The 21957-nt window shown below is 72.9% G+C and carries 17 protein-coding genes and 2 pseudogenes; 12 read left to right on the top strand and 7 right to left on the bottom strand.

The features are described from left to right. Positions 1-48: 48 nt before the first annotated feature. Together ACZ4Z1_RS32400 and ACZ4Z1_RS32395 are read right to left on the bottom strand one after the other, a co-directional pair. Complete coding sequence (locus ACZ4Z1_RS32400; RefSeq protein ID WP_468490226.1) at positions 49-1791, bottom strand: pyruvate dehydrogenase; 1743 nt, start codon at positions 1789-1791, stop codon at positions 49-51. 213 nt (positions 1792-2004) lie between these two features. Beyond that, on the bottom strand, positions 2005-3357 hold the full coding sequence (locus ACZ4Z1_RS32395) for a protein phosphatase 2C domain-containing protein (protein WP_468490225.1): 1353 nt from the start codon (positions 3355-3357) through the stop codon (positions 2005-2007). A 183-nt stretch (positions 3358-3540) separates the two neighbouring features. On the opposite strand from ACZ4Z1_RS32395, the pseudogene ACZ4Z1_RS32390 reads away from it, so the two are divergent. Continuing rightward, positions 3541-4017, top strand: a pseudogene (locus ACZ4Z1_RS32390) (DUF456 domain-containing protein); the annotation flags it as partial. On the opposite strand, the gene ACZ4Z1_RS32385 reads toward ACZ4Z1_RS32390, so the two are convergent. Then, positions 3900-5492 carry a DNA-3-methyladenine glycosylase 2 family protein gene (locus ACZ4Z1_RS32385; RefSeq protein ID WP_468490224.1) on the bottom strand — a complete coding sequence of 531 codons (1593 nt, stop codon included), beginning with the start codon at positions 5490-5492 and terminating at the stop codon, positions 3900-3902. The pseudogene ACZ4Z1_RS32390 and the gene ACZ4Z1_RS32385 sit on opposite strands and share 118 nt — an antisense overlap. Before the next feature lie 115 nt (positions 5493-5607). Next, positions 5608-6738, bottom strand: a complete 1131-nt coding sequence (gene rsgA, locus ACZ4Z1_RS32380; RefSeq protein ID WP_468490223.1) for a ribosome small subunit-dependent GTPase A — start codon at positions 6736-6738, stop codon at positions 5608-5610. Between the two features lie 459 nt (positions 6739-7197). Between rsgA and ACZ4Z1_RS32375 the strand changes: the two genes are divergently transcribed. Then, positions 7198-7593, top strand: a complete 396-nt coding sequence (locus ACZ4Z1_RS32375) for an STAS domain-containing protein (RefSeq protein ID WP_468490222.1) — start codon at positions 7198-7200, stop codon at positions 7591-7593. Then, positions 7590-7907, top strand: a complete 318-nt coding sequence (locus ACZ4Z1_RS32370) for an ANTAR domain-containing protein (RefSeq protein WP_468490221.1) — start codon at positions 7590-7592, stop codon at positions 7905-7907. Before ACZ4Z1_RS32375 ends, ACZ4Z1_RS32370 begins: the two co-directional genes overlap by 4 nt. Before the next feature lie 95 nt (positions 7908-8002). Here the strand turns inward: ACZ4Z1_RS32370 and ACZ4Z1_RS32365 are convergent, their stop codons facing one another. After that, positions 8003-8959 carry an LLM class F420-dependent oxidoreductase gene (locus tag ACZ4Z1_RS32365; RefSeq protein ID WP_468490220.1) on the bottom strand — a complete coding sequence of 319 codons (957 nt, stop codon included), beginning with the start codon at positions 8957-8959 and terminating at the stop codon, positions 8003-8005. A 296-nt stretch (positions 8960-9255) separates the two neighbouring features. On the opposite strand from ACZ4Z1_RS32365, the gene ACZ4Z1_RS32360 reads away from it, so the two are divergent. From ACZ4Z1_RS32360 to ACZ4Z1_RS32320, 9 genes and pseudogenes are all read left to right on the top strand, one after another. Beyond that, positions 9256-10446, top strand: coding sequence for a zinc-dependent alcohol dehydrogenase (locus ACZ4Z1_RS32360; protein ID WP_468490219.1), 1191 nt, complete (start codon positions 9256-9258; stop codon positions 10444-10446). Positions 10447-10501: 55 nt separating this feature from the next. Then, entirely contained in the window at positions 10502-11500 is a 999-nt protein-coding gene (locus ACZ4Z1_RS32355) for an SDR family NAD(P)-dependent oxidoreductase (protein ID WP_468490218.1), read from the top strand. A 143-nt stretch (positions 11501-11643) separates the two neighbouring features. After that, on the top strand, positions 11644-12327 hold the full coding sequence (locus tag ACZ4Z1_RS32350; protein WP_468490217.1) for an HAD family hydrolase: 684 nt from the start codon (positions 11644-11646) through the stop codon (positions 12325-12327). A 185-nt stretch (positions 12328-12512) separates the two neighbouring features. Then, on the top strand, positions 12513-15617 hold the full coding sequence (locus ACZ4Z1_RS32345; RefSeq protein ID WP_468490216.1) for an FAD-binding and (Fe-S)-binding domain-containing protein: 3105 nt from the start codon (positions 12513-12515) through the stop codon (positions 15615-15617). A 146-nt stretch (positions 15618-15763) separates the two neighbouring features. Further along, the gene (locus ACZ4Z1_RS32340; protein ID WP_468490215.1) at positions 15764-17572 is read left to right on the top strand and encodes a thiamine pyrophosphate-requiring protein; all 1809 of its coding nucleotides are present in this window, start codon (positions 15764-15766) and stop codon (positions 17570-17572) included. Between the two features lie 84 nt (positions 17573-17656). Next, the gene (locus ACZ4Z1_RS32335) at positions 17657-18289 is read left to right on the top strand and encodes a diguanylate cyclase (protein WP_468490214.1); all 633 of its coding nucleotides are present in this window, start codon (positions 17657-17659) and stop codon (positions 18287-18289) included. Positions 18290-18469: 180 nt separating this feature from the next. After that, a complete protein-coding gene (locus tag ACZ4Z1_RS32330) occupies positions 18470-18802 on the top strand; it encodes a plasmid stabilization protein (protein WP_125053395.1) in 333 nt (110 codons plus the stop codon). A 14-nt stretch (positions 18803-18816) separates the two neighbouring features. Beyond that, entirely contained in the window at positions 18817-19533 is a 717-nt protein-coding gene (locus ACZ4Z1_RS32325; RefSeq protein ID WP_468490213.1) for a DNA polymerase ligase N-terminal domain-containing protein, read from the top strand. Positions 19534-19617: 84 nt separating this feature from the next. Continuing rightward, positions 19618-19788 (top strand): annotated as a pseudogene (locus ACZ4Z1_RS32320) (non-homologous end-joining DNA ligase); the annotation flags it as partial. A gap of 257 nt (positions 19789-20045) precedes the next feature. Here the strand turns inward: ACZ4Z1_RS32320 and ACZ4Z1_RS32315 are convergent. Both ACZ4Z1_RS32315 and ACZ4Z1_RS32310 read right to left on the bottom strand, forming a co-directional pair. Beyond that, entirely contained in the window at positions 20046-20600 is a 555-nt protein-coding gene (locus ACZ4Z1_RS32315) for a hemerythrin domain-containing protein (RefSeq protein WP_468490212.1), read from the bottom strand. Positions 20601-20615: 15 nt separating this feature from the next. Next, the gene (locus ACZ4Z1_RS32310; protein WP_468490211.1) at positions 20616-21953 is read right to left on the bottom strand and encodes a 4-hydroxybenzoate 3-monooxygenase; all 1338 of its coding nucleotides are present in this window, start codon (positions 21951-21953) and stop codon (positions 20616-20618) included. Between the last annotated feature and the right edge of the window lie 4 nt (positions 21954-21957).

Here is a 21957-nt window from a genome sequence, read left to right as displayed (position 1 = left end):
GGGCATGTGCCTGCGGCTCACCTCGGGGAACGCCTCAGGAACCGGCCCTCAGGGGCGCGGGATGTTGCGGAGGTTGGAGCGCGCCATCTGGAGCATCCGGCCGACGCCGCCGTCCAGCACGATCTTGCCGGCCGAGAGCGCGAAGCCCTGCACCATGTCTTTGCTGATCTTCGGCGGCATGGACAGCGCGTTGGGGTCGGTGACGATGTCGACCAGGGCCGGGCCCTTGTGCTTGAGGGCGTCGCGCAGCGCGCCGCGCAGTTCCTTGGGCTTCTCCACCCGTACGCCGTGCGCCCCGGCCGCCCGGGCGATGGCGGCGAAGTCCGGGTTGTGGTTGCCGGTCCCGTACGCGGGCAGGCCGGCGACCATCATCTCCAGTTCGACCATGCCCAGCGAGGAGTTGTTGAAGAGGATCACCTTCACCGGCAGGTCGTACTGGACGAGGGTGAGGAAGTCGCCCATCAGCATGGAGAAGCCGCCGTCGCCGGACATCGAGACGACCTGGCGGCGGCGGTCGGTGAACTGCGCGCCGATCGCCTGCGGCAGCGCGTTGGCCATCGATCCGTGGGTGAAGGAACCGATCACCCGGCGGCGGCCGTTGGGACTGAGGTAGCGCGCCGCCCAGACATTGCACATACCGGTGTCCACAGTGAAGATCGCGTCCTCCGCCGCCTCCTCGTCCAGCACGGACGCGACGTACTCGGGGTGGATCGGCGTGTGCTTGTCGACCTTGCGGGTGTACGCCTTGACGACGCCTTCCAGCGCGTCGGCGTGCTTCTTGAGCATCCGGTCGAGGAACTTGCGGCTCTTCTTGGGCGTGATGCGCGGGTTGAGGCAGCGCAGCGTCTCGCGTACGTCGCCCCAGACGGCGAGGTCCAGCTTGGAGCGGCGGCCCAGCCGCTCCGGGCGCACGTCGACCTGCACGATCTTCACGTCGTCCGGCAGGAAGGCGTTGTACGGGAAGTCAGTGCCCAGCAGGATCAGCAGGTCGCACTCATGCGTGGCTTCGTAGGCCGCGCCGTACCCGAGCAGACCACTCATGCCGACATCGTATGGATTGTCGTACTGAATCCACTCCTTCCCGCGCAGTGCGTGACCCACCGGGGCCTTGAGCCGCCCGGCGAACTCCATCACCTCGGCGTGCGCCCCCGCCGTGCCGCTGCCGCAGAACAGCGTGACCTTGCCGGCGTCCTCGATCATCCGGACCAGCTGGTCGATCTCCGCGTCGCCGGGGCGCACGGAGGGGCGCGAGGTGACCAGCGCGGTCTCGATGGAGCGTTCGGGCGCCTCCTCGTCGGCGATGTCGCCGGGCAGTGAGACGACCGCGACGCCGCTGAGCCCGATGGCGTTCTGTACGGCGGTCTGCAGCACCCGCGGCATCTGGTCGCGGGTGGAGATCATCTCGCTGTAGTGGCTGCACTCGGTGAACAGCCGGTCGGGGTGGGTCTCCTGGAAGAAGCCGGTACCGATCTCGCTGGAGGGGATGTGCGAAGCGAGCGCGAGCACCGGGGCCATCGAGCGGTGGGCGTCGAAGAGGCCGTTGATCAGGTGCAGGTTGCCGGGTCCGCAGGAGCCCGCGCAGGCCGTCAGCCGGCCGGTGACCTGTGCCTCGGCACCCGCCGCGAAGGCGGCGACCTCTTCGTGGCGGACCTGGACCCAGTCGATCGCGGCGTTGCGGCGGATCGCGTCCACGACGGGGTTGAGGCTGTCACCGACGACCCCGTAGAGCCGCTGCACGCCGGCGCGCACCAGAATGTCGACGAACTGCCCGGCCACGGTCTGCTTCGCCATGTCGCCTCGCTCCTCGGGTGCTGGACCGAGGAGCAGACGCATGCCCGACCATGGCCCGGTGTGCCGCCCGTTTCGCGGCATTCCTTCGGTTCTATCACTCCCCCGGGCCGGTGTCCGGCGGGACTACGCCTGTCGCGTCATTCCGGGCCGCCACGGCTGCCGCGGCGCTCCGGGGCCCCACCGGGTCACCCCAGGGCCGCCACACCCGACGCATCACTCCGGGGCCGCCGCGTCCCGCCCTTCCCAGACCGCCACGGCCGTACGGTCCTGCCCGTACCCCTCCGCACGCAGCCCGACATCGGTCAGGAAGGCCGCGAGCCCCGGTGGCACGGCGCCCGCCCAGCGGTCCGCCAGCCGGCCCGCGAAACCGGCCGCTTCGGTCAGCGGACCCGCGAACCCCGCGCTGCACAGCAGCAGGGTGTCGCTGGGCCGCGTCACGCAGGCCCGGAAGCGGAACGGCTCCGGCCACGCCCGCGGCACGGGCTCGTACGGCGGATGCCACTGCCGACCGGACGCGGCGCGGGGCAGGCCGGGCAGGGCGCCGCCCAGGGCCGGCGTGGGCAGGGCGAGGCCGGGACCGGCATCGGAGGGCAGGCGCAGGTCGGGAAGGGTGTCGGGCGGCCGGCGGAGGCCGGGGCGGGTGTCGGGCGGCCGCGGGACACCCTGGCGGAGCGCCTCCGTGGCGAGGTCACCGGGGACCGGCCATGGCGGCGCGGCACCGGGTGGCTCCTGTGTGTCACTCCCGGCGGGTCCCCCACCCGGCTGCCCGTCGGCAGCCGGCGCACCTGCCGCGTCCCCCTGGGGCGGCGGGGGCTCCAGGTCCTGCCAGGCACCGTTGCGCAGCCGGAAGAAACCGCCCGCGCCGACGCCGAAGAACACCCGGGTGCGGCAGGCCGGGTCGGCGGGCAGCAGCAGGCAGCGCAGCGCGGCCGTGTACTGCTCGGGCTCCATGCCATGCTCGCCCGCGTACGCGCGGAGCTTGCCGTAGCTGCGGTCGGTGAGGCGGTGCAGGCCGGACTTCAGGGCGCAGCGGTCGCCCGTACGGACGTCCTCGGCCAGCCGGGTGCAGCTGCGGCCGACGGCGCCGCCGATCCAGCGGCACACGTCGCGGGCCGCACGGTGCGCGCCCCCGTACGCGTACGTACCGCCGTCGCCCGCCGCGGTGGCCACGGCGACCAGGATCAGCGCGTGCTGCCCGGTACCGAACCGGGCGGTGAGCAGGGCGTCCCCGCGCGGCTCGGCCCGGTGGCGGGCGGCCTCGCCGCGCAGTGAGGCCGCCCGCAAGGTGAGCGGGCCGTACCCGGCGCCGTCCAGCTCCGTGTCGGGTACGAGGTCGTCGAGCGCGGCCGGGTCCGCGGCGGGCAGGGCCATCGGCTCGGGGGCGGGGCCGGGGGCGTCGGGCACCGCGGGCGCCTGGCCCACCGCGCGGAAGGCGGAGTCCACACGGTCGTCGAGCGTGTCCGGGGCCGCCGCGGGGCCGGTGTCCCGCGCCGCTTCGCTGTCGTCCTCGTACAACTCCCGCCACCAGGAGTTCTCGTGGTGGCGCCGATCCCCCTGTGGGTTCATGCGGCGTATTGTCCACCGGCCGGCGGCCCGGAAACAGGGCACGGAGGGCCGCCGCGGGACGACCCGCGGGTACGCGCCACAGAGGGGCCGGCCGGTTCAGGCCAGGGCGGGACCGCCCGCCCGGCAGGACCCGCCCGTGGCGCCCGAGGGGCGCGCCGCCCCCGCTTCCGGCACGCTGGGGCCATGGGCCTGTGGCAGTTGCTCGCGGTCGGCCTCGTCTTCCTGTTCGGCCTGCTCGGCGTGCTGATCCCCGGGGTGCCGGGGCCGCCGATCGTCTGGGCGGGCGTGCTGTGGTGGGCGATGACCGAGCAGACCGCGCCGGCCTGGTACGTCCTGTTCGGCGCGAGCGCCGTACTGCTGCTCAACCAGGCCCTCAAGTGGCTGCTGCCCCCGCGCGACCTGGCAGCGGCGGGCGCGCCGTACCGCACGCTGTTCCTGGCGGGCGTCGCGGGCATCGCGGGCTTCTTCGTCGTGCCCGTGGCGGGGGCCGTCCTGAGCTCGGTCGGCGTGCTCTACCTGCTGGAACGGTCGCGGCTCGGCAGTCACGGCGACGCGTGGGCCGCCACCCGTACGGCCATGCGGTCCATCGGGCTCGGCGTGCTGACCGAACTGCTCGCCTGCCTGCTGGTGGTCGGCGCCTGGACGGGCGCGGTCATCGCGAGCTGATCCTCGTGCGGGCCGGTGCCCGCCTCCCGCCACAGGTGGTGCAGGGCGTACGACCGCCACGGCCGCCACGCCTCCGGGAACGCCTCGCCGCCGGCGCCGCCCACCGGCCCCACGTCCGGGTCGCCCAGCGCCCGCATCCTGATGTACGCGGCAGCCGCCGGGCCCACCCCGGGCAGACCGCGCAACGCCCGTTCGGCGGCCTCCCGGTCCGCGCCCGCGTCCAGCGTGACTGTGCCGTCCGCGAGCGCTTCGCACAGCGCGCGCACCGCATCCGGCACCCCGTCGCCGGTCAGCGCGCCGGGCTCGGGGAAGAGGTGGGTCAGCGCCCCGTCCGCCGCGTCCAGGGGCTTTCCGTACGCCCGTACAAGATCGGCGGCGCGCTCGGGCGGCCCGCCGAGGACAGCCCGTACCGCCAGTTCCTCGGGGTCGGCGGTACCCGGCGACCGCAGTCCGGGGCGGGCGGCGACGAGCGGGCCGAGCAGCGGATCCGCGCCCAGCCGCTCGGCGACGGCGAACGGATCGGCGTCCAGATCGAACAGGCGGCGCATCCGCTGGACGGCCGTGGACAGGTCCCGCAGGTCGGTCAGGTGCAGGCGGCACTCCAGCCAGCCGCCGTCCGTGCCCCGCGCGGCCGGGCAGACCAGTCCGGCGCGCGGCCGGCGCGGCTGCCGGGCCCCGGCGTGCTCGTCGACCTCGGCGATGCCGCTGCCGTGCGCCAGGCGCAGCGTACGGCGGTACGTGCGGGTGCCCCGGCCATGGCGTACCTCCTCCACGCCGGGCACCGCGCGTGCCTGGAGAAAGTCAAAGATCTCGGCGGCGGCGTACGGACCCCGATAGGCCAGCCGCAGCGGCACCCCGGCAGGCGCAGCGTGCCGCACGGCACCGGACCCGCCCTTCCCCGTACCCGCGCGGGCCCCCGCCGCCGCACGCAGCTCACTCGGCGTACTGGCGTAGATCTCCCGCATCGTGTCGTTGAACTGCCGGATGCTGGCGAACCCCGCGGCGAAGGCCAGGTCGGTGACCGGCAGGCCGGTGGTCTGGAGCAGCAGCCGCGCGGTGTGCGCACGCCGGGCCCGCGCCAGGGCCACCGGCCCGGCACCCAGCTCGGCAGTGAGCTGCCGCTGCACCTGCCGTGCGCTGTAACCGAGCCGTCGCGCGAGGCCGCCGACGCCCTCCCGGTCGACCACGCCGTCGCCGATGAAGCGCATGGCCCGGCCGACCAGGTCCGCCCGGACGTTCCACTCCGCCGACCCCGGTACGGCGTCCGGACGACACCGGCGACAGGCCCGGAACCCGGCGCCCTGAGCGGCCGCCGCTGACACGTAGAACCGCACGTTCGCGCGCTTGGGGGTGACGGCCGGGCAACTCGGGCGGCAGTAGATCCCGGTCGTCACGACGGCGAAGAAGAACTCCCCGTCGAAGCGCGCGTCCCGGCTGGACACCGCCTCGTACCTGGTCTCGTCATCCATCACACGACCCAGTGTGCGCCACAGCCCGGCCGCTCACTGGCGGAAATCGGACGCGGAGCTGAGGCAGGCAGACACCTGACGTCCGCCCGCCCCGCCTACCTCGCTCGCACCTACCTCACCCCCGGGCCCCCCGTTTCCTCTCCCCCATGTGGCGGCCCAGCGCCTGCTTCTGCTTCCAGTCCCTGCGCATCTCCGCGCGCAGCCGGGCGTCCGTCTTGGCCACGATGCGTTGGTTCTCCCGCAGCAGCTTGCGGTAGCTCTCCAGCCGCCGCTGCGGCAGTGCGCCACTGTCGACGGCCGACAGCACCGCGCAGCCCGGTTCCGTAGCGTGCGCGCAGTCGTGGAAGCGGCAGCGCGCGGCCAGTTCCTCGACGTCGGAGAAGGCGCGCGCGAGACCCGCGTCGGCGTCCCACATGCCGACGCCGCGCAGTCCCGGGGTGTCGATGAGCACCCCGCCGCCGGGCAGGACCAGCAGGTCCCGGGTGGTCGTGGTGTGCCGGCCCTTGCCGTCCCGGTCGCGGGCGGCCCGTACGTCCTGGACGTCCTCGCCCAGGAGGGCGTTGGCGAGCGTCGACTTGCCCGCACCGGACTGCCCGAGCAGTACGGACGTACCGCCCGCGACCACCGCGGCGAGGACGTCCAGCCCTTCACCGGCGGCCGAACTGACGGCCAGCACCTGCACCCCGGGCGCGGCGGTCTCCGCGTCCGCGACCAGGTGCGCCAGCCCCGCCGGATCGCCGACCAGGTCGGCCTTGGTCAGGGCGAGCAGCGGCTGCGCCCCGCTCTCCCAGGCCAGGGAGACGAAGCGCTCGATGCGCCCGAGGTCCAGCTCCACGGCGAGCGGGACCGCGACCACGGCGTGGTCCACGTTCGCCGCCAGCACCTGCCCCTCGGACCGCTTGGAGGAGGTGGACCGCACGAACGCGGTACGCCGCGGCAGCAGAGCCCGCACCGCACCGTCCCGGCCCGCGCCGACCTCCCCGAGGTCGATCACGGCCCAGTCGCCGGTGCACGGCACCCGCAGGGGATCGCTGGTCGCCACCAGCGCGGTGTCCGCCAGGACGGTCCGTACGCCGTCCCCGTCGGGCACCACGGCGTCCACCCGCCCGCGGTCGACTCGGACGACGCGGCCGGGCACGTACCCCTGCCCGGAGTGAGGAGCGAAGCTCTCCGCGAAGCCGTCGTCCCAGCCGTAGTCGGTCAGCGGGCGCGGCGAAGCGGAGGAAGAAGCGGAAGACGATTGCAAGGGAAACCCTTCACAAGGGTGGCCCCGGCCCCACGCGCCCAGCGCGCGACGGAAAGTGAGGAAAGGTCAGCCGGAGGCCACGGAAGTGGAACTGATGGTCTTCTGAATGCGGGCAGCGCCCTGCGCACTGACAGCCATCGGGTCACACCTCCTGGTTCTTCCACAGCCGGACACGGCGGCCGACGGCCACCGCGAGGAACGGCCTCACCCTAACCCGCCCGCGCAACGTGGCGCACCTGATTTATGGGCGGCTCCGCGACGGCTCCAGGCGATGGCCGACCGCACGGTTGCGACCGGGCCCGGCGGGGAGCAGGATCCGCTGCCGGTCGAGGAGTTCAGCACGCCCCGTGATGACTGGCCCGGGCTTCGACGTGCGCGGATGCGGCCGCACGCGCCGTCCTCGGGCCGGCCCCACCGAGGGCGTGGACAGACCGGTTTGGCTCCTGCCACGATGGGGCCATGTCCCTACAGACAGACCGGTCTTCCCTGGCCGGTCCGGATGCCCTGGGGGTCCGTACCCGGCTGTTCGGTTCCTGTGCCGTGCTGACCGTACGGGGCGAGATCGACTACGGCACCGTGCCGGTGCTGGACGAGGCCGTCGAAGCGTTGCCGTCCGGCCTGGAGAGTGTGGTGCTGGAGATGACCGGTGTCACGTTCATGGACTCGGCCGGACTGCACTTCCTGCGACGCCTGGAGGCCTACGGGCAGCGGCGGAGTATCCCGGTGCGGGCCCTGAATCTGCGGCGGCAGCCTCAGCGTGTGATGGAGCTGGCCCGTAAGTGGCCGGGCACGCCGCGGCCAGGCAGGTTTCTCGGCCGCGCCGCGACGCCGACGACGGTTCAGGAGCCGCGGTGAGGCGGCGTTCGCCGGCGGCGCTGCGGCTCGCCACCGCTTCGGGTGCGCGGCGCGTGAAGTGGCAGGTGGCGTCCGGCGGGCCGGACGACGCGGTGGTCGACCGGTTGCGGGCGGAGAACGCGCAGTTGCGGCGGGCGCTGGACAGCCGGCCGGTGATGGACCAGGCCCGCGGCATTCTCGTGGCCACCGAGTCCTGCACCGCCGAGCAGGCCTGGGGCATCCTGCGGCAGACCTCGCAGCGGACGGACATCAAGGTGTGTGACGTTGCGCGTGAGGTGGTCGCGGGAGCCACCGGCCGGCGGAGGTCCGGGTAGCACGGGCAGCAGGGCGTGAAAGGCGGACGTGTCCGTTCTGTGCGGGCCGGCCGGCGTGTCGGGCCCGTCGTCAGCCGCTCGGTCGGGGCAGCCGCTCAATCGGCCAGTTGCGGCAGGACCTTCGTGCGGTAGAAGTCGAAGAAGCCGCGCTGCTCCGGGCCGATCTGATTGACGTAGACCGTGTCGAAGCCGGCCTCGCCGTACGCGCGGAGTGCGGACACGTGGGCGTCCACGTCGTCGCCACAGGTGACCGCCTCGGAGACGCGGTCGGGGGTGACCAGTTGGGACACCTGCTCGAAGTGGCGGGGTGTGGGGAGGACCTGCGGGAGTTCGCCGGGGAGCTGTTCGTTGGCCCACAGGCGGTGCGCAGTGCGTACGGCCTCGTCGCGGTCCTGGTTCCAGCAGACCTTGACGCCGCCCAGGACGGGTTTGTTGCCGCCGCCGCCCCGGCGGAAGCGTTCGACGGCGTCCGCGTCGGGGGTCATGGTCACGAAGCCGTCGCCGACGCGGGCGGCCAGTTCGGTGGCGTTGGGGCCGAACGCGGAGACGTCGATGGGCACCGGTTCCGCGGGAACGGTGTAGAGGCGGGCGTTCTCCACGGTGTAGTGCTTGCCGTGGTGGCTGACCTCGCCGCCCTCGAAGAGCTGCCGCATCACCTGGACGGCCTCCTCCAGCATCTCCAGGCGTACCGAGGTCTGCGGCCAGTGGTCGCCGAGGACGTGCTCGTTGAGGGCTTCGCCGGTGCCGACGCCGAGCCGGAAGCGGCCGTCGAGGAGGACCGCGCTGGTGGCCGCGGCCTGGGCGGTGATCACGGGGTGCAGCCGCATGATGGGGCAGGTCACCGCGGTCTCCACGGGCAGTGAGGTGACCTGTGACAGCGCTCCGATCACCGACCAGACGAAGGGGCTCTGGCCCTGTGCGTCGTTCCACGGGTGGAAGTGGTCGGAGATCCACAGTTTGGTGAAACCGGCCTGCTCCGCCATGCGGGCCTGTTCGACCAGTTCCGCCGGGCTGTGCTCCTCGCAGGAGAGGAAGTATCCGTAGTCGGTCATCGGGGCTCCGTGCGGTCTCGACGGCCCGCGGAGGGCCGGGGTGGGTGGCTGGTGGATCGCCCCCGTGGGTGCTGCGCCGGGTAACCCTTTTCGCGGCCGGGAAAACCCGTGCGGCGGTGGCCGGGGCCCGTGCCGGCGGCGTCCGCCAACGATTCGGCCGGGGTGATGCGGGTACTGGAGCTGCCACGACAGAGAACACCGCTTTAGACTCAAAAGCGGCTTTTGGGCTGCCGGAGGGTGATGACTGCCGACCGGGACTGTCCGGCGGGCCGGCCGCCAGAACAAGGAGATCCGCGATGCGAGCGAACGTCTGGCACGGCAAGCGTGACGTCCGCGTGGAGAACGTCCCCGACCCGAGGATCGAGAAGCCGACCGACGCGGTCATCAAGGTCACGTCCAGCGGTCTGTGCGGCTCCGACCTGCATCTGTACGAAGTCCTCACCCCGTTCATGACACCCGGCGACATCCTGGGGCACGAGCCGATGGGGGTGGTGGAGGAAGTCGGGCCCGAGGTGACGAACCTCAGCCCGGGCGACCGGGTGGTGATCCCCTTCCAGATCGCCTGCGGCACCTGCCGGATGTGCCGTGACGGGCTCCAGACACAGTGCGAGACCACGCAGGTCCGCGAGCACGGCTCGGGTGCCGCGCTGTTCGGGTACACCAAGCTCTACGGTTCGGTGCCGGGAGCGCAGGCCGAGTTCCTGCGGGTGCCGCAGGCCCAGTACGGGCCGATCAAGGTGCCGCACGGCCCCGCCGACGACCGCTTCGTCTACCTGTCGGACGTACTGCCCACCGCCTGGCAGGCCGTGCAGTACGCCGGTGTCACCAAGGGCAGCAGCGTCGCCGTCCTGGGCCTCGGGCCGATCGGCGCGATGTCCTGCCGGGTCGCCCGGCACCTGGGCGCCGAGCAGGTGATCGGCATCGACCACGTGCCGGAACGGCTGGCGCGCGCCCGCCGCGACGGGGCGACCGTCTTCGACCTGGACGCGTTCGACGACGAGGACGGGCTGCTCGACGCGGTCAAGGACGTGACCGGCGGCCGCGGCCCGGACGCCGTCGTCGACGCGGTGGGCACCGAGGCGCACGGCAGCCCCGCCGGGAAGCTGGCGCAGCAGGCCGCCGGGCTGATGCCGTCGCGCTGGGCCGAGAAGCTGATGAGCAAGGCGGGGGTGGACCGGCTGAGCGCCCTGCACCTGGCCATCTCGATGGCCCGGCGCGGCGGCACGATCTCCATCAGCGGCGTGTACGGCGGGATGAGCGACCCGATGCCGATGCTGGTGATGTTCGACAAGCAGCTGACGTTCCGGATGGGGCAGGCCAACGTACGGCGCTGGGCGGACGACATCCTTCCGCTGCTCACCGACGAGGACCCGCTGGGCGTGGACGACTTCGCCACGCACCGGCTGCCGCTGGACCGCGCGCCCGAGGCGTACGAGATGTTCCAGAAGAAGACCGACGGCGCGATCAAGGTGCTGTTCACCCCGTGACGGGGCGGCACGGGGCGCGACGGAGTACCCACGGGGCAAGGTGAAAGGACCGGTCATGCCGCATTTCGCTGCCGCGCCGCCGATCGCGGGGCTGACCGCCCTGGTGACGGGCGGGTCGCGCGGCCTGGGGCTGCTGATGGCACGCCAGCTGCTGGCGCGCGGCTGCCGGGTGACGATCCTGGCGCGCGACGGGAAGGAACTGGACGAGGCCGCCCGGTCGCTGCGCCGCCCCGGCGGGCCGCCGGTCACTACGGCGGTGTGCGACGTCCGGGACCGGTCGGCGGTCGAGGCGGTGGTCGAGGAGGTCGCGGCGCGCGAGGGCGGGCTGGACATCGTCATGGCCAACGCCGGTGTCATTCAAGTGGGTCCGTCGGCGTCGCTGGGCCATCAGGCGTTCCACGACGCCATGCGGACGATCTTCGAGGGTGCGCTGAACACGTCCCTGGCCGCCCTCCCCCACCTGCGGCGCAGCCCGGCCGGCGGGCGGCTGGCGCTGATCGGTTCGGTCGGCGGCCTGCTGGCCGTACCGCATCTGCTGCCGTACTCCTGCGCCAAGTTCGCCGTCGCGGCGCTGGCCGAGGGGCTGCACACGGAGGAGAGCGCGTACGGCGTGTCGGTGACGGCGGTGCATCCGGGGCTGATGCGGACCGGTTCGCATCTGCACGCGCAGTTCGGCGGGGACGCGCCGCGGGAGTTCGCCTGGTTCTCGGCGCTGGCGGGCACGCCCGTCCTGTCGATGGACGCCGGGTGCGCCGCCGAGCGCATCGTCTCCGGGGTGCAGCGGCGCCGCCCGCGCGTCGTCCTGACCCCGGCCGCCCGCCTGGCCGCCAAGGCGCACGGCCTGGCCCCCGTCACGACCACCCGCCTCTCGTCGGTCCTGGCGCGGGTCCTGCCGCGGGACGCGGTGGGCGAGCCGGGCGTGACCGAGGGCATCGCGGTGCAGCGTGGCGGGCCCGCGCCCGCCTCACGGCTGCGCAAGGTGTTCAGCGCTCTCAACGACCGGGCCGCCGGGCGCTTGAACCAGTGCGGGAGGGCGGCGCCGCCCTCCCGCTGACATGGCGGCGGGTACGGCCTCGTACGGGCCGTACCGAGGGTGGCCGGCCGATGGGCCGGCTGCCCCGGAACACGGCCGGAGCGCGAGCGCCCGGCCCGGCAGCGCGGCCGGCACCGGCCGGCCCTCGCGGAAGGAAGACACGGGTGAGCCCACGCGGAGCCGCACTCTTCGACGTCGACGGAACGCTGGTCGACAGCACCTACCTGCACGCCGTCACCTGGTGGGAGGCGTTCCGGCAGTCCGGCCACCGGGTGCCCATGGCGGAGATCCACCGGACCATCGGCATGGGGTCCGACCATCTGATCGGCCATCTGCTCGGGGCGGACCGGGACACCGACGAGGACGAGACCATCCGGACGGCGCACGGCACGCTCTTCGCCCAGTACTGGGAGCGGCTGGCCCCGCTCGACGGCGCCGCCGAGCTGCTGCGGGCGTGCGCGAAGCGCGGCTGGACGGTGGTGCTGGCCAGTTCGGCGCACGGTCCGGAGCTGGAGGCGATGCGGCGCGCGCTGGACGCGGAGGACGCCATCGCCGCGGTGACCAGCTCCGACGACGTGTCGGCGAGCAAACCGGCACCCGACCTGGTGCAGAGCGCCCTGGAACACAGCGGTGTCGCCGCCGACTCGGCGGTGTTCATCGGCGACACGGTCTGGGACGTACAGGCCGGCCACCGCGCCGGTGTGCCGTGTCTGGCGGTGCTCAGCGGCGGCTATCCGGAGCGCGACCTGCGGGAGGCGGGCGCGCACGAGGTGTACGAGGGCCCGGCCGACCTGGTCGAGCGCCTGGACGGCAGCCTCCTGGCGGAGCCGGGCACGCGGGCCGGATGACAGGCGGTCCCCCGGCGTTCCGGGACGGGTGCCGGGCGGCCGGCCGCCGTACCGGGCCGCCCCGGTCCCGTACGGCACGTACCAGCACGTCGTCGCACGTGTGAAGGCGATCTGGCCGGGCACCCGGCCGGGCGGGCACGAGGGCGGCCGCACCGGCGGGCCGGCCGCACGGAAGGAGGTTGTCCATGACCACGACGCACCGGACGGCAGCGGAAGCCGGCGGGCGTTCACCGGCACCGTGGCCGCGGGAGCGCATCGCGGCGCTGGAGGCGGCGCTGCGCGCCCGGGTGGACGGTGAGGTGCGGTTCGACGCGGGCAGCCGGGGCGCGTACGCCACCGACGGGTCGAACTACCGGCAGGTGCCGATCGGCGTGGTCGTGCCGCGGACCACCGACGCGGGCGCGGCGGCCGTCGCGGTGTGCGCGGAGTTCGGCGCGCCGGTGCTGTCCCGGGGCGGCGGGACGAGCCTGGGCGGCCAGTGCACCAACACCGCCGTGGTCATCGACTGGACCAAGTACTGCAACGCGCTGCTGTCCGTGGACGCCGGCCGCCGTACGTGCGTGGTGAAGCCCGGCATCGTGCTGGACGAGCTGAACCGGCTGCTGGCCCCGCACCGGCTGAAGTTCGGGCCGAAGCCGTCGACGCACAGCCACTGTGCGCTGGGCGGCATGATCGGCAACAACTCGTGCGGCGCGTCCGCGCAGGCGTACGGCAAGACCGCGGACAACGTGCGGCGGCTGGAGATCCTGACGTACGACGGGCTGCGCTGCTGGGTGGGGCCGACGTCGGAGGACGCGTACGAGAAGGCGGTCGCCGAGGGCGGGCGCAAGGGGCAGCTGTACGAGGGGCTGCGGAGCATAGCCACGCGCTACATGGCCGACGTCCGGCGCGGCTTTCCCGACATCCCCCGGCGGGTCTCCGGCTACAACCTGGACGCGCTGCTGCCGGAGCACGGCTTCAACCTCGCCCGCGCGCTGGTGGGCAGCGAAGGCACGCTGGTCACCGTCCTGCGGGCGGAACTGGAGCTCGTACCCGTACAGCCTGCCGAGGCGATGCTCGTCCTCGGCTACCCGGACATCTGCACGGCCGCCGACGACGTTCCGCGACTCTTGAAGCACGGCGACCCGACGCAGCTGGAGGCCATAGACGGCCGGATGGCGCAGCTCATGCGGGAAGAAGGCGCCTACCTGGATTCGCTGGAGAACTTCCCCGAGGGCGACAGCTGGCTGCTGCTCCAGTTCAGCGGCGGCAGCCGGGACGAGGCGGACTCCCAGTGCCAGGCGCTGCTCGACGCCATCGGCCGGTCCCAGGACGACGCGTCGGTGGCCTTCTCCGACGATCCGGGCCGCGAGCAGAAGATGCTCAAAGCGCGGGAGGCGGGGCTCGGCGTGACCGCCCGGCCGCCGGACGACCGGGAGACCTGGGAGGGCTGGGAGGACTCCGCCGTGCCGCCGGACCGGCTCGGTGACTACCTGCGGGACCTGCACGCGCTCTTCGCGGAGTTCGGGTACGACCACGCGGCGCTGTACGGGCACTTCGGGCAGGGCTGTGTGCACACCCGCATCCCGTTCGACCTCAAGAGCGCCGACGGCGTCGCGGACTTCCGCACGTTCCTCTTCCGCGCCGCCGACCTGGTCGCCTCGTACGGCGGGTCGCTGTCCGGCGAGCACGGTGACGGGCAGGCACGCGGGGAGCTGCTGCCGCGGATGTTCGGCGAGCGGCTGGTGACGGCGTTCGGGGAGCTCAAGGGAGTGTTCGACCCGGAGGACCGGATGAACCCGGGCAAGGTCGTGCATCCGGCCAGGGTCGACGAGCACCTGCGTCTGGGCGCCGGGTGGCGGCCGCGGAGCCTGGACACCCACTTCGCCTATCCGGACGACGACCGCAGCTTCACGCAGGCCGTGATGCGCTGTGTCGGCGTCGGCAACTGCCGTACGCAGGAGGGCGGCGTGATGTGCCCCTCGTACCGGGCGACGGGCGAGGAGGAGCACTCCACGCGCGGCCGGGCCCGGCTGCTGTTCGAGATGCTGGGCGGACACGCGGACTCCCCGGTCACCGACGGCTGGCGCTCCACCGAGGTACGGGACGCGCTCGACCTGTGCCTGGCGTGCAAGGGCTGCAAGTCGGACTGCCCGGTCGGTGTCGACATGGCGACGTACAAGGCGGAGTTCCTGTCCCACCACTACGCGGGGCGGCTGCGGCCCGCCGCGCACTACTCGATGGGCTGGCTGCCACTGTGGGCCCGCCTCTCCCGGCTCTCTCCGGGGCTGGTCAACGCCGCGCTGAACGCGCCCGGGCTGGCCCGGCTCGGCAAGCGGCTGGCCGGGGTGGCCGCCGAGCGGGACGCGCCGGTGTTCGCGCCCGAATCGTTTGTACAGTGGTGGCGGGCGCGTGGCACGCCCGAACCGGACCCGGCGGACCCGCGGACGGTCGTGCTCTGGCCGGACACGTTCAGTACGTACTTCCACCCGGGCGTCGCGAAGGCGGCGGTACGGGTGCTGGAGGACGCCGGGTTCCGGGTCGCCGTGCCGGAGCGGGCGGTGTGCTGCGGGCTGACGTGGATCTCCACCGGCCAGCTGGACACCGCCGGGCGGGTGCTGCGGCGGACCCTGGACGTGCTGCGACCGTGGATCGAGGCCGGCACCCCCGTCGTCGGGCTGGAGCCGTCCTGCACCGCCGTCTTCCGGGCCGACGCGCCGGAGCTGATGCCGGATGACGAGGACGTGCAGCGCCTGGCGCGGCAGTTCCGCACCTTCTCCGAGCAGCTGGTCAACCACGCCCCCGAGGGCTGGCGACCGCCGTCCCTGGGCCGGTCGGCGACCGTGCAGACGCACTGCCACCAGCACGCGGTACTGGCCTTCGACGCCGACCGGGAGCTGATGCGCCGGGCCGGGGTGGCCGCCGACGTGCTGGACGCCGGGTGCTGCGGGCTCGCCGGGAACTTCGGCTTCGAGCGCGGGCACCACGGACTCTCGACGGCCATCGCGGAACAGGGTGTACTGCCTGCCGTACGGGACACGCCGCCCGGCGCGCTCGTCCTGGCCGACGGCTTCAGCTGCCGTACGCAGATCGAGCAGGGCGGCACCGGGCGGCAGCCGGTGCACCTGGCCGAAGCGCTGGCCCTGGCACTCGACCGGCGGCTGCCCACCGACCACCCGGAGCGGACCGCCGACCGTCCCGTGCCGCCCGCGGCCGGCTCCGGGCGCCTGCTGGCCGCCGCGACGGCCGTGGCGGCCGGGGTCACGCTGACGGCCGTCACCCGTTTGCTGGTGCGCGGGCGGCGCCGCTGATCCCCGACCGGGAACCGTACGCCCGCTTGGAACCAGTACGCCCGTTTGAGAACCGTCCGGTCGGCCGTGCATCCGCGGAGCCGGGACGGGCACACGGAACACCGGGCCGGCACCCGCCGTCGCGATTTGTGAGAGGAAAGAACCGCATGACCACCAAAGTTTCCGACCACATCCTCCAGCGCCTGCGCGAATGGGACGTCGACCACGTCTTCTCCTACGCGGGGGACGGCATCAACGGCCTGCTCGCGGCCTGGGGCCGGGCGGCCAACCGGCCGAAGTTCGTGCAGGCCCGGCACGAGGAGATGGCCGCGTTCGAGGCCGTCGGGTACGCCAAGTTCTCCGGCAAGGTGGGTGTGTGCGCGGCGACCTCGGGGCCCGGCGCGATCCACCTGCTGAACGGGCTCTACGACGCCAAGCTGGACCACGTGCCCGTGGTGGCCATCGTCGGCCAGACCGCGCGCAGCGCGATGGGCGGCTCCTACCAGCAGGAAGTCGACCTGATGGCCCTGTACAAGGACGTCGCGTCGGAGTTCTGCGAGATGGTGACCGTCCCCGAACAGCTGCCGAACGTCATCGACCGGGCGATGCGCACCGCGTACGCCAAGCGGACCGTCACCGCGATCATCGTCCCCGGCGACGTGCAGGAGCTGGAGTACAGCGCGCCGACACACGAGTTCAAGATGGTGCCGTCCAGCCTGGGCGTGTCGCCGTACGCGCCGGTGCCGGCCGACGAGGAACTGCGGCGCGCCGCCGAGGTGCTCAACGCGGGCGAGAAGGTGGCGATCCTGGTCGGGCAGGGCGCCCGGGGCGCCCGCGAGCGGGTCGAGGAGGCCGCCGAACTGCTCGGTGCCGGGGTGGCCAAGGCGCTGCTCGGCAAGGACGCGCTCTCCGACGAGCTGCCGTACGTGACCGGCGCCATCGGGCTGCTGGGCACCCGGCCCAGCTACGAGCTGATGCAGGAGTGCGACACGCTCCTGGTGATCGGCTCCAGCTTCCCGTACTCGCAGTTCCTGCCCGAGTACGGGCAGGCCCGCGCCGTGCAGATCGACATCGACCCGTTCATGGTCGGGCTGCGCTACCCCTTCGAGGTCAATCTCGTCGGCGACGCGTCGGCGACGCTGGAGCGGCTGCTGCCACTGCTCAAGCACAAGAAGGCCCGCAAGTGGCGGGAGCAGGTCGAATCGAACGTCAAGCGCTGGTGGCAGGTCATGGAGCGGCGCGCCGCCGTGGAGGCCGACCCGGTCAACCCGGAGTACGTGGTGCACGCGCTCGACGCGCTGCTGCCCGACGACGTGATCCTGGCCGCGGACTCCGGCTCGGCGGCCAACTGGTACGCGCGCCACCTGCGGCTGCGCGGCTCGATGCGCGGCTCGCTGTCCGGGACGCTGGCCACCATGGGTCCTGGCGTGCCGTACGTCATCGGCGCCAAATTCGCCCATCCGGAGCGGCCCGCGCTGGCGATCGTCGGTGACGGGGCGATGCAGATGAACGGCATGGCGGAGCTGATCACCGCGTCGAAGTACTGGCGGGAGTGGAGCGACCCGCGCATGATCGTCGCGGTGCTGAACAACGAGGACCTCAACCAGGTGACGTGGGAGATGCGCGCCATGTCGGGGGCGCCGCAGTTCGAGGAGTCGCAGCGCATCCCGGACGTGCCCTACGCCGACTTCGCGCGCTCCATCGGCCTCGGCGGCGTCCGGGTCGAGCGGCCCGACGAGGTGGAGAGCGCGTGGCGGCAGGCGCTCGCCGCGGACCGGCCGTTCGTCATCGACTTCCGTACCGATCCCAACGTGCCGCCGATCCCGCCGCACGCCACGCTGGACCAGATCGAGGCGGCGGCCACCGCGATCCTCAAGGGCGACCCGGAGACGGCCGGGGTGCTCAAGCAGGGCGTCAAGGCGAAGATCCAGGAGTTCCTGCCGGGCGGCAAGGGCCGCGGCGAGGGCCAGGACTGACCGGCGGGCCGGGCCCGGCGGCGGATGCCGGGCCCGGCCCCCGGCCGACACGACCGAGTTGACATGGATTGGCAAGGAGGACCCGTGGCCAGGTTGACGGCGCTCAAGGACTGGCGGCACTGGCGGCGGGGGCGGGAACTGCGGCCCGCCCCCGGCGCGGACGACGTGGAGAACGCGACGCAGCGCGTCCTGATGTACGGCGTACTGCCCATGTGGTTCGTGCCCGCCGTGGCCGACTGGGTGATGCACCGGCGCACCGACATCGAGAGGACCACCGGCGTCAAGGAGTCGGCGATCCATGCGCTGATGATGGCGGAGGCCGGGGTGCCGGTGCTCGCCGGGCTGGTCGCGCGCGTCAACCCGCTGGTGCTGTCGATGATGGGCGGTGCCGCCGCCGTACACAGCGCGACCGCCATCTGGGACGTGACGGTGGCCACCGAGGACCGTGAGGTGCGACCGGTGGAGCAGCACATCCACAGCTTCCTGGAGGTGCTGCCGCTGGCGGCCGTGGTCATCACGTCCTGCCTGCACTGGGAGTCCGTACGGGACCTCGCGCACGGCGGCCGGCAGCCGGACGCGTGGAAACTGATGCCCAAGGAGCGTCCGCTGCCCGGCAAATACCTGGCCGGTATCGCGGCGGGGGTGGGGGCTTTCGTCGCCCTGCCGTACGCGGAGGAATTCATCCGGTGCCTCCGGGCCCGCAAGTCCGGAGCGTGAAACACCGGGCGGGCGCGCTGCGCGCACCGCCGCGTTCGGCCCCTCGGGGCAGTCGCCGGAGGCCATTCGTTACGACCTTGTGTTCACGGGTAACCGTAGTTGCGAGAAACGGTATACGGCAGGCCCGGGACAGGTACGCCGTACGTGTCCGGGGCGTGTGCGAGACGAAGGAGAAGCACCATGCCCGCAGGATCGAACGCCAAGCGTGAGCGCCAGTACGAGCACATCAAGGAAGGCGCCGAGAAGCGCGGTACGTCCAAGGGCCGGGCCAAGGAGATCGCGGCCCGCACCGTCAACAAGGAACGCGCCCGCTCCGGCGAGTCCAAGACGGCCAGCAAGTCCTCGACCAAGGACCGCAAGTCGGCGCCCGAGCGCGGCGGCCAGCGCTCCGGCAACCGCACCGGCTCCAAGGGCCCCACCCGCGACCAGCTCTACAACGAGGCCAAGCAGCGCGGTGTGGAAGGCCGGTCGAACATGAACAAGGACCAGCTGGCCAAGGCGCTCGGCCGCTGAGCCGGCGGCCGGACATGAGCAAGGAACCGCTGCGGACCTATCTGTCCAAGCGGCATTTCGACCGGACATCGGAACCGCAGGGCGGCGATTCCCCCGACTCCTCCGATAAGCCGCGGTTCGTGGTCCAGATTCACGACGCGAGCACCATGCATTTCGACTTCCGGCTGGAGGTCGACGGGGTGCTCAAGTCGTGGTCCGTACCGAAAGGGCCGTCCACGGACCCGAAGGACAAGCGGCTGGCGATGCCCACCGAAGACCATCCGCTGGACTACCGGGATTTTGAAGGCGTCATTCCGCAGGGCGAGTACGGGGGCGGTACGGTCATCGTGTGGGACCAAGGCCATTACCGCCCGATGTCGCACGACAAGAAAGGCCGCCCCGTACCGTTCGCCGAATCGCTGGAAAAGGGCCATGCGACGTTCTGGATGGAGGGCAGGAAGCTGCACGGCGGATATGCCCTCACCCGGTTCCGCGGCGGTCCGGACAGTGCCGAGCGGGAGTCGTGGCTGCTGGTGAAGGCCGACGACGCGCACGCGGACGGGCAGGGCACGCCCGACCCGAAGCGAGCCCGTTCGGCGCTGAGCGGGCACACGCTCAAGCAGGTGGCCGCGGACGTGGCGGCGGAGTCCGGCGCGGACGGCAAGCAGTCCGGCAAGGACGGCGGGCGGTCCGCCGGGGACGGCAAGCAGTCCGGCAAGGGCAAGGGCGCCAAGGGCAAAGAGCACGCGTGAGTTCCCTGCTCGACGGAGTTGCCCGCGGCGCAGCGCGGCCTGCCGGCCGACGCGCCGCCCGGCGAGGAACTCGCCGCCCGCCCCATGCTCGCGGTCCTCGGCGACCGGCGGGAGTTCGACGCCGGCTGGGTCTTCGCACGCAAGCCGGACGGCATCCGGGTACTGGCCGTACGGGAAGGCGACCGCGTACGGCTGCTCTCCCGCAACGGCAACGTCCTGAACCACACCTGTCCGGAGATCATCGAGGCGCTGGCGAAGCAGCCGCGCGCCGACTTCGCCGTGGACGGCGAGAGCGTCGCCTTCCACCGGGGCCGCACCGATTCCGCCCGCCTCCGGCAGCGGATACAGCTCACCGACCCGGACCGGGCGCGGGCCAGTGGTGCGACAAGAAGGCGTCGGAGGTCGTGCGGGAACGTCCGGGCGGCGCACAGCGGCCGGGGTGATCGCCCCGGCCGCCGCCCGGCCGGCCGCCCTGCCCGGCGGCCGGTGACCCGGTTCGGGACCTCGGCGGATCAGGAGTTGCCCATCGCCTTGCGTACGGCGTCCCGGGTGCGGTCGATCACCGCGGCCACGGGTCCGGCCGCGAGGTTCTTGGCCGCGGTGTCCGTACCGGGGTGCGGCCGGGTCGGTGCCAGCGCCTCGGCGGCCTTGACGGCGCGCGCCAGGCTCTCCAGACCGCGCTGGTCCGTCACGTCCCTCAGCCGGTCGAACTCCATGCGTTCCTCGGCGTCGGCGTGGGCGAGCACGTCCTGCCGCAGCGCGGTGAACCGGTCGTGGAACTCCGGCGCCCCGGTGTCCAGCGACGACAGCTCGCTCAGTACCCGCTTGGCGCGTTCCTCCTCCTCGATGCGTTCATCGACCACCTGGTCGCCTCCGTCGATGTGCCGACGGGCGTACGGGTGGACGACCTCCTCCTCGGCCGTCTCGTGCACCGCGAGCAGGCGCACCAGGCGGTGGAAGGCGTCCGTGCGGTCGGTGTCCTTGGAGTCACCGACCTCGTCGAAAAGTTCGCGGATCTGCCGGTGCTGCTGTTTGAGCAGTTCGACGACGTCCGGCTGTTCACTCATGTCCGTGTACCTCCGTCACGGCGGTGGTGCCGACAGTGTTCCGGAGCCGCGGCGGGTACCCCCGGCGGCGGCGCCGAACCGGGGACCGGGCACCCGCGGGAGTCCCGTGTAATTCTCGGCCAGTTCGGCGGCGGCGTGCGGGGAGGAGGCGATGCGGTCGAGCTGGGACAGTTGCAGGCGGGTGTCGAACGCGCTCTGGCCGGGGGCCGTGTGCAGCATCGTCGTCATGAAGTACGAGAAGTGCTCGGCCCGCCAGACGCGGCGCAGGCAGGCGTCGGACCAGCCGTCCAGCAGTTCGGCGGAACCGCTGTCCTTCAGGTGGGCGAAGGCGTGGGCCAGCGCGGTGACGTCGGAGACGGCGAGGTTGAGCCCCTTCGCGCCGGTCGGCGGGACGATGTGCGCCGCGTCCCCGGCGAGCAGCACCCGCCCGTACCGCATCGGTTCGGTGACCACGCTGCGCATCGGCAGGACGGACTTGGCGGTGATCGGGCCGCGCGCGAGCTGCCAGGGGCCGTCGACGGCGGAGCGGGCGTCGAGTTCGTCCCAGATCCGCCCGTCGGGCCAGTCGGCGGGGTCGGTGCCGTTGGGCACCTGGAGGTAGAGGCGGCTGACGGTGGGCGAGCGCATGCTGAGCAGGGCGAAGCCGCGCTCGGAGTGCGCGTACACCAACTCGTCGCAGGACGGCGGCACTTCGGCGAGCACGCCGAGCCAGGAGTACGGGTGGCCGCGCTCGTACGTGCGCCGTACGCCGGCCGGCACCGCCTCCCGGGTGACGCCGTGGAAGCCGTCGCAACCCACGACGTAGTCGCAGGTCAAGTTGTGTTCACGGCCCTCGTGCAGATAGCGGATCACCGGCCGTGCGGTGTCCGCGCCCGCCACGGTGAGCGCCCTCGCCCCGAAGACCAGTGGTCCGCCGTCCGCGAGCTGGAGACCGATGAGGTCCTTGACCACCTCGGTCTGCGCGTAGACGACCACGCTGCGGCCGCCGGTCAGGGCTTGGAGGTCGATGCGGTGCGCGCGCCGGCCGTACCGCAGCTGGATGCCGTGGTGGACGAGCCCCTGCCGGTCCAGGCGCTCCCCCGCGCCGCAGGCGCGCAGTGTGTCGACGGTGCCCTGTTCCAGGACTCCGGCGCGCTGCCGCCGTTCGACGTAGGCCCGGTCGCGGCTCTCCAGGACGACGCTGTCGATGCCGCAACGGTGCAGCAGCCGCGCCAGGAGCAGCCCTGCCGGGCCGCCGCCGACGATACCGACGGTGGTCGTGGCGGGGGCGGGAGCAGGGGCGGCGGCGGTGGGACGCGTACGGGGCGTGGGGGACACAGGAGGTGAGGGGGACGTCGGGGGTGTGGGACGCATCGGT

It is taken from the genome of Streptomyces sp. NPDC030165, assembly GCF_055573595.1.
Note: the sequence above shows the minus strand (reverse complement) of the source record. Positions and strands in the feature narration are given on the sequence as shown.